Below are 6,155 nucleotides of genomic sequence, written 5' to 3'. Positions count from 1 at the left end.
AGCTGGTGGAGGAAGGGGCGGTGCTGCTGGACGTGCGGGGCCCGGGGGAGAAGGAGGTCCAGGGGCAGCTGCCCTTTGACGGGATACTGGAGATCCCCTTGGGCCAGCTTGAAAGGCGTATAGCCGAGGTGCCCACGGGCAAGAAGGTGGTGGCCTACTGCAAGATATCCATGCGGGGCTGGGACGCCATGGCGATACTTAGGAAACACGGCTTCAAGGACCTGGCGGTGCTGGAGGGTGGCGTGGTGGGCTGGCCCTTCGATCTCAAGAAACAGTAGGCTTGACCTTGCGGGCCCCCTTCGCCGGGGCCCCTTAATCTTTACGCCATCTTCGCCATCCCGTTGCGGGATGGCGGGCTAGAGCCTGAGCCCCCCGTTGCGGCTCTTGTAGCGCTTTAGTATCAGGTGGGTCTGGACCCGGCTTATCCCCTTTAGGGAGTAGACGTGGTGCAGCACGAATCGCTCCAGGTCCTCCATATCCTTGAGGAGTGCGTGCATGTGGAGGGTGCTTGAACCGGTCATGAGGTACAGGTTCTCCACCTCCGGCTTCTCCGCCAGGGCGTGGGCCACCGAGTCCAGGTAGAAGGGCTCCACGTCGATCTCGAAGAAGGCGGAGACGTGTTTTCCCGCCGCCTCGGGGTTTATGGTGATGGTGAAGCCCTCGATTATGCCCTCCTGCCGGAGCCGGTCGATCCGCTCCTTTATGCTCACCCTGGTGAGCCCGTACTTGCGGCCCAGCTCCGCGTAGCTCACCCTTCCGTCGGCGGTGAGATCCTCCAGCAGGTTCAGGTCCAACTGGTCCATGGGAAACCTCCCCTTGTAAACCTCAGCCCCTATTTTACAGGCAAAGAGCTTAACAAAAAAACAGGCCCTGGGGAAGGGCCTGTCCATTGAAAGGGGAGCTGCTGCTAGAGCCCCTTGAGCTTCTTAAGGTCCCGGCGGATCTCCCCCTGGGACGTGGGGGAGCGGCGAAGCCCCTTCACGGTCAGGTCCTTGGTGACCCAGATGAGCACCGGCACGTTTCGGACCTTGAGGTGTTTGAAGAGTCCTTCCTCCCCTCCCGCCTCCGCGAAAGCCTTAGACTTTACGTCCCAGGACTCCCAAACCGCCTTGGTGAAGCCCAAGGGGTAGTAGGCGGTGGCTATGGGCACCACCGCGAATGGGGGATTGGGGCCTAACTGCTCCAGCAACTGCTCAGCCCCCTTTATCTGGGCTTCGCAGGAGGGGCAGCCGGGGGAGAAGAGGACGATGAGCGCCAGGTCCCCGGAGAAGGCCTCCGAGAGCCTCGTGGGCCCTTGGGAGGACAGGGGGACCAGGGACGCGTCCGGGAGGCGCTCCGGGGCCTTGGCGAGGCAGTCCCCGGCGGGGAAGGCCATAAGGGCCCCCAGGAGCAGGAGGAGCTTTATAAGCCTTGCCGCCGGGGATTCGGCGGATGGCGCCGCGCCGGTTGGTCCAGGGGCGGCGCAGGGCCGCCCCCCAAGGATCCTAGGCCTCAAGGCTTACGTTGTTTCCTATCCCCATGCTCCCCAAGAGCTTCTGGAGCATGTCCTGCTGAAGATCCGCCGCGGTCTTCATTATCTTGTTCGCCGCCGCGTACTGGATCTGCAGCCCCGTCATGAGCTCCTTCTGGGACTGCGCCGCTGAGACCAACTCCATGGGCATCACCTCCGTGTGGTTTTTCGGCTCCACATTAGTTTATCGTATCTTAAGGGGCTTAAATCAAGGAGGGTCTTAAAAAGTCCACGCCCCCTTGACTTATGGGGGGGAGTGTTTTATGCTCCCAAGTGTTTGATGGACAAAACAAACTTGGCCCCCGGGGCAGAGGACGATAGAGCATGTGGTCGAAGCGTTCCGAGGATTATCTGGAGGAGATGTTCCTGGAGGAGATGGCGGGCCGGATGCCCTCGGTGACAGGGCTTGCGAAGGCCCTGGAGGTCACCAAGGGCACGGTGGTGTCGGTCCTTAAGAAACTGTGCGCCGAGGGGCTTTTGGAGCACGAGAGGTACGGCAACCCGTCCCTTACGGAGGAGGGCCGCAAGAGGGCCCTTTCCATATACCGCCGCCACCAGGAGCTGGCCCACTTCTTCAGGCTCCTTGGGGTCGAGGCTCAGAGGGCCCAGCAGGTGGCCTGCGAGATGGAGCACCTGTTGGACGACCAGGTGGAGATGAGGCTGCTTGCCCTGTCGGACTACATATGCGAGGGCTTGCGCAACGGGGAATCCTGGGCCCTGGAGCTGAAAAGGCGCCTTGAAAGCCCCCTGGACCTGCCTCACCCCATGTGCCTTGGGGGGGAGGAGAAGAGGTGCCGGGTGGTGAGGATCACCGCCGAGGGGGCCTTGAGGAAGCGCCTTTTGGAGATGGGGATGGTCCCCGGGACGGGGGTGGAGCTCAAATGCCGCTCCTGGGGGGAGGACCCGCTGGAGGTGGAGGTGCTGGGGCGCCTTTTGGGCCTTAGGTCCCATGAGGCCCGGTGCGTTTGGGTCTCTCCGGTTTCGGAGGGCTAGCGGCCCCAGCCCTTGCGGGGCGTGGGGCCGCGGCTGCGTTTTGAACTTTTAATTCCATGATCGGGAGGGGTTGCCATGTGTCCTTTGAGCTCCGCGGCGGAGGGGGAGGTCCTCTCGGTGGTGCGGGTTAGGATGGAGCCCGGGGAGGTCAAGAAGCTGGGGGAGATGGGGGTCTCCCCGGGCGTGAGGCTTAGGCTCATCCGGAGGGACCGATTTTCCGTGGTGGTGGACGCCGCCGGGGCCCGGCTGGCCTTAGGGGGCCAGACGGCGTCCCGCATTTGGGTGGTACCCGCCGTATAGGGGTGTGTTTTTTTAGGGTCTTTTAAGTTTTATGGGTCAAACAAATTGGATCTCCAAGACGGAACGGGGGTAATTGGAATGGATAAGAGGCTTGAAGGTTCCCTTCTCCTCTCCGAGGCCAGGGAGGGGGCTCTTTGCAGGATCGTGGGGCTGGAGGGGGTAGGCCATTTGAAAACCCGGGCGCTTCAGATGGGGCTTGTGCCCGGCACGGTGCTTCAGGTGGGGAAGCCCGCCCCCATGGGGGATCCCATATCGGTGCGCTTCAGGGGCATGGGCGTGAGCCTAAGGCGTGAGGAGGCCCAGGTGGTGAGGGTGCAGCTTCTCAGCTCCTGCGGCGGCTCCTGCTGTTCCTGCTCTGGGGGGTGTGGGAATTGAGCGCCCTGTGGGCCCTGGCGGGAAACCCCAACGTGGGGAAGACCAGCCTCTTCAACTGCCTTACCGGTTCCCGGCAGAAGGTGGGCAACTGGCCGGGGGTCACCGTGGAGCGCAAGGAGGGGCGGGTCAAGCTGTCCCGGGGGGAGGCCCTGGTGGTGGACCTGCCGGGCATCTACGGTCTTGGGGCCTCGTCGGTGGACGAGCACATCGCCTCCCAGTTCATATCCGAGGAGCCCCTTCACGGGGTCATCCTGGTGCTGGACGCCTCCGCCCTGGAGAGGAGCCTGTACCTGGCCCTTCAGATCCGGGAGAGGGGCAAGGGGGTGCTTTGCGCCCTCAACATGGTGGACCTGGCCCGTCAAAGGGGGATCGTGGTGGATCGTAAGGGCCTTGAAGGGGCCCTTGGGGTCAAGGTGGTTGAGACAGTGGCCAGGACCGGCCAGGGGCTGGAGGATCTGGTGAGGGCCATGGAGGAGGCGGAGCTTTCCTCGGAGACCTTGGCGGTAGACTACGGCGACCTGGTTGGGGCCTCCTTGAGGAGGCTGGAGGAGGCGCTGTCTTCCTGGTCCCTTCCCCTTTCCCCCCGGATCGGGGCCCTCATGGCCGCCGAGGGGGACCCCAGGCTTTGGAACCTCCTTGGGGAGAGGTCCAAGGAGCTGGATTCGATCCTGGCGGAGGAGAACCGGCGCCTGGAGGACGCCCTGGGCATGGACCTTCAGTGCGCCCTCATGGAGAGGCGCTGGAGCTTTGTCTCCTCCCTTGCGGCTCGGGTGGTGAGATTCGACCCGGCCTTCAAACCCGCGGTGAGCTTGGACGACCGGCTCGACAGGGTGCTTACGAACCGCCTTTTGGGGCTTCCCATCTTCCTTCTGGTGGCCTGGGGGATGTTCAAGGTGACCTTCGCCCTTGGCACCCCCATAGCGGACTGGCTTGACGGGCTCTTCGCCCTGGCCGGCGAGCGGGTGTCGGAGTACATCGCATCCCTCGGGGCTCCTTCGGTGCTGGGATCCCTGGTGGGGGACGGGATCATCGGCGGCGTGGGGTCCGTGCTGGTCTTCGTGCCCCACATATTCATCCTCTTCGCCCTCATAGGGGTTCTGGAGGACAGCGGCTACATGGCCCGGGGGGCCTTCGTGATGGACCGCGTGATGAGGGCCATGGGGCTCCACGGGAAGAGCTTCATCCCGATGTTGCTGGGCTTCGGCTGCGGGGTGCCCGCCATGATGGCCACCAGGATACTGGAGAGCCCAAGGGACCGGAAGATCGCCATCCTGTCGATCCCCTTCATCTCCTGTTCCGCCCGGCTGCCGGTGCTGGTCATGTTCTCCGGGGCCTTCTTCCCCGCCTTTGCGGGTAACGTGGTTTTCGGCATGTACCTTTTGGGGATTGTGGTGTCGGTGCTGTCCGCCAAGCTCTTCTCCAAGACCCTTTTCAAGGGGGAGCCCTCCCAGTTCATCATGGAGCTTCCCCCCTACAGGCTGCCCCAGTGGAAGGGGGTCATATCCTCCGCGGCCCTTAGGGCCTCCCAGTTCGTGAGGAAGGCGGGGACCTTCATCCTGGGCACGGTGCTCGTCATATGGGCCTTGGGGAACCTGCCCCTGGGGGTGGAGTACGCCTCCCGGGAGAGCCTCATAGGCCGCATTGGGTCCCTCATAGCCCCGCTGCTCTCCCCTCTGGGCTTCGGATTCTGGCAGGCGGGGGTGTCTTTGATATTCGGTTTCCTCGCCAAGGAAGTGGTCATAGGGGCCTTTGGAACCATCATGGGAGTGGGGGAGGAGGGGTTGGCCGCCGCACTGCAGGGGCTTTTCAGCGCCCCATCGGCGCTGGCGTTCATGGTCATGTCCCTTCTTTACGTGCCCTGCGTGGCGGCTTTGAGCGCCATGTACAAGGAGACCGGAAGCCTCAAGTGGACGGTGTTCGCCGCGGTTTACAGCACCGCCGCTGGGTATCTTGGGGCCTTCTTGGCCTACCGGCTGGCCCTTTGGATGGGGCTTTAGGCTTGGGGCCCTGCCATGGCCTTGAAGGCGTTGTGCCCGGCGTTTACCCCTTTAGATACGGTCCCACCCGTGAACCCCGGGGTTCTGGATCTCCTGGACTCCGGCACCAGGGCCCACTCCTTGCGGGTCATGTCCCTCTCGCTCTTGCTGGGGGAGGCCCTGGGGGTGCGCGGCGATGACCTGAGGTTGCTGGGCCTTTCCGCCCTGCTGCACGACCTAGGTAAGGTTAAGGTGCCGGACTGGGTGCTGAACAAGAATGGCCCCTTAAGCCCGGTGGAGAGGTCCATGATACAGGTCCATCCCTCCGCCGGGGCCGCCATCCTGCGGGCCGAGGGTTTTTGCGAGGCGGTGGTGCTGGGGGTCTTGCACCACCACGAGCGCTTCGACGGGCGGGGATATCCGGAGGGCCTTAAGGGTGAGGAGATACCGCTTTTCGCCAGGATCATAGGGGTGGCGGACGCCTTCGAGGCCATGACGTCCCACCGGCCCTACCGGGCCGCCATGGGCCGTCGGGAGGCGGTGGAGGAGATCCTCCACCACCGGATGGATCAGTTTGATCCTATGGTGGCGGACGTCTTCGCCGGGGTCCTGGGCTTTGCCCATCTTTCGGATCTGTGCTTTGACGAGCTGCCGGACTCCCCGAACCTGCCCCACGGGGACCTCATGCACTCCGTAAGGACGGCGGAGGTCCATTGAAAATAAATTAAATTTCTGCCCTTGAAGCCTGATTGTTTCACGTGAAGCAGCTGTTTGAGTTAGTTTTGCGCACTTTACTGCATCCTTCCTCCCTTCGCTGTGGGCTCAATGCCCGGCGCCGGGCCAGGGGTTTCTCCGTGGGGACCCGCCCGGCGCTTTTTTTGGGGGGCACCCCAAGGGCTGTAATTATGTATTCATGTCTTTGGGCCATGTTGCCTCTCTTAAGAATCTAAACGAACGAGACGGGTTGCCTCATGTAAAAATCTAAACGAAGGCAGGGATCT

The 6,155-nt window shown here is 63.1% G+C and carries 9 protein-coding genes; 6 read left to right on the top strand and 3 right to left on the bottom strand.

Annotated features, from left to right (window positions below; all coding sequences use genetic code 11):
• Window positions 1–278 (top strand): rhodanese-like domain-containing protein (locus N2315_08570; GenBank protein ID MCX7829230.1); only part of this gene is annotated, 278 nt, incomplete at its 5' end.
• 78 nt (window positions 279–356) lie between these two features.
• Here the strand turns inward: N2315_08570 and N2315_08565 are convergent.
• The 3 genes from N2315_08565 to N2315_08555 all read right to left on the bottom strand — a co-directional run bounded on the left by N2315_08565 (window position 357) and on the right by N2315_08555 (window position 1,655).
• Window positions 357–803, bottom strand: coding sequence for an Lrp/AsnC family transcriptional regulator (locus N2315_08565; protein MCX7829229.1), 447 nt, complete (start codon window positions 801–803; stop codon window positions 357–359).
• Between the two features lie 104 nt (window positions 804–907).
• The gene (locus N2315_08560) at window positions 908–1,495 is read right to left on the bottom strand and encodes a hypothetical protein (protein MCX7829228.1); all 588 of its coding nucleotides are present in this window, start codon (window positions 1,493–1,495) and stop codon (window positions 908–910) included.
• Window positions 1,485–1,655 (bottom strand): hypothetical protein, encoded by a 171-nt coding sequence (locus N2315_08555; protein MCX7829227.1) that lies wholly within the window; start codon window positions 1,653–1,655, stop codon window positions 1,485–1,487. The genes N2315_08560 and N2315_08555 overlap by 11 nt, the downstream gene beginning before the upstream one ends.
• Window positions 1,656–1,834: 179 nt before the next feature.
• On the opposite strand from N2315_08555, the gene N2315_08550 reads away from it, so the two are divergent.
• From N2315_08550 to N2315_08530, 5 genes are all read left to right on the top strand, one after another.
• Window positions 1,835–2,503 carry a metal-dependent transcriptional regulator gene (locus N2315_08550; GenBank protein ID MCX7829226.1) on the top strand — a complete coding sequence of 223 codons (669 nt, stop codon included), beginning with the start codon at window positions 1,835–1,837 and terminating at the stop codon, window positions 2,501–2,503.
• Between the two features lie 75 nt (window positions 2,504–2,578).
• Complete coding sequence (locus N2315_08545; GenBank protein ID MCX7829225.1) at window positions 2,579–2,803, top strand: ferrous iron transport protein A; 225 nt, start codon at window positions 2,579–2,581, stop codon at window positions 2,801–2,803.
• Window positions 2,804–2,881: 78 nt separating this feature from the next.
• Window positions 2,882–3,178, top strand: coding sequence for a ferrous iron transport protein A (locus N2315_08540; GenBank protein ID MCX7829224.1), 297 nt, complete (start codon window positions 2,882–2,884; stop codon window positions 3,176–3,178).
• On the top strand, window positions 3,175–5,175 hold the full coding sequence (feoB, locus tag N2315_08535) for a ferrous iron transport protein B (GenBank protein ID MCX7829223.1): 2,001 nt from the start codon (window positions 3,175–3,177) through the stop codon (window positions 5,173–5,175). Before N2315_08540 ends, feoB begins: the two co-directional genes overlap by 4 nt.
• 21 nt (window positions 5,176–5,196) lie before the next feature.
• On the top strand, window positions 5,197–5,871 hold the full coding sequence (locus N2315_08530; GenBank protein MCX7829222.1) for an HD domain-containing protein: 675 nt from the start codon (window positions 5,197–5,199) through the stop codon (window positions 5,869–5,871).
• Window positions 5,872–6,155: the final 284 nt, after the last annotated feature.

Source organism: Thermanaerothrix sp., assembly GCA_026417795.1.
Taxonomy (GTDB): domain Bacteria; phylum Synergistota; class Synergistia; order Synergistales; family Synergistaceae; genus Thermanaerovibrio.
The sequence above is the reverse complement of the archived record's forward strand: the minus strand, read 5'-3'. Positions and strand labels throughout refer to the sequence as shown.

Excerpts from the sequence above, each read along its gene's own strand:
- N2315_08565 (MCX7829229.1), bottom strand. The coding sequence starts at position 803 with ATGGACCAGTTGGACCTGAACCTGCTGGAGGATCTCACCGCCGACGGA.
- N2315_08555 (MCX7829227.1), bottom strand. The coding sequence starts at position 1,655 with ATGGAGTTGGTCTCAGCGGCGCAGTCCCAGAAGGAGCTCATGACGGGG.
- N2315_08550 (MCX7829226.1), top strand. The coding sequence starts at position 1,835 with ATGTGGTCGAAGCGTTCCGAGGATTATCTGGAGGAGATGTTCCTGGAG.
- N2315_08545 (MCX7829225.1), top strand. The coding sequence starts at position 2,579 with ATGTGTCCTTTGAGCTCCGCGGCGGAGGGGGAGGTCCTCTCGGTGGTG.
- N2315_08540 (MCX7829224.1), top strand. The coding sequence starts at position 2,882 with ATGGATAAGAGGCTTGAAGGTTCCCTTCTCCTCTCCGAGGCCAGGGAG.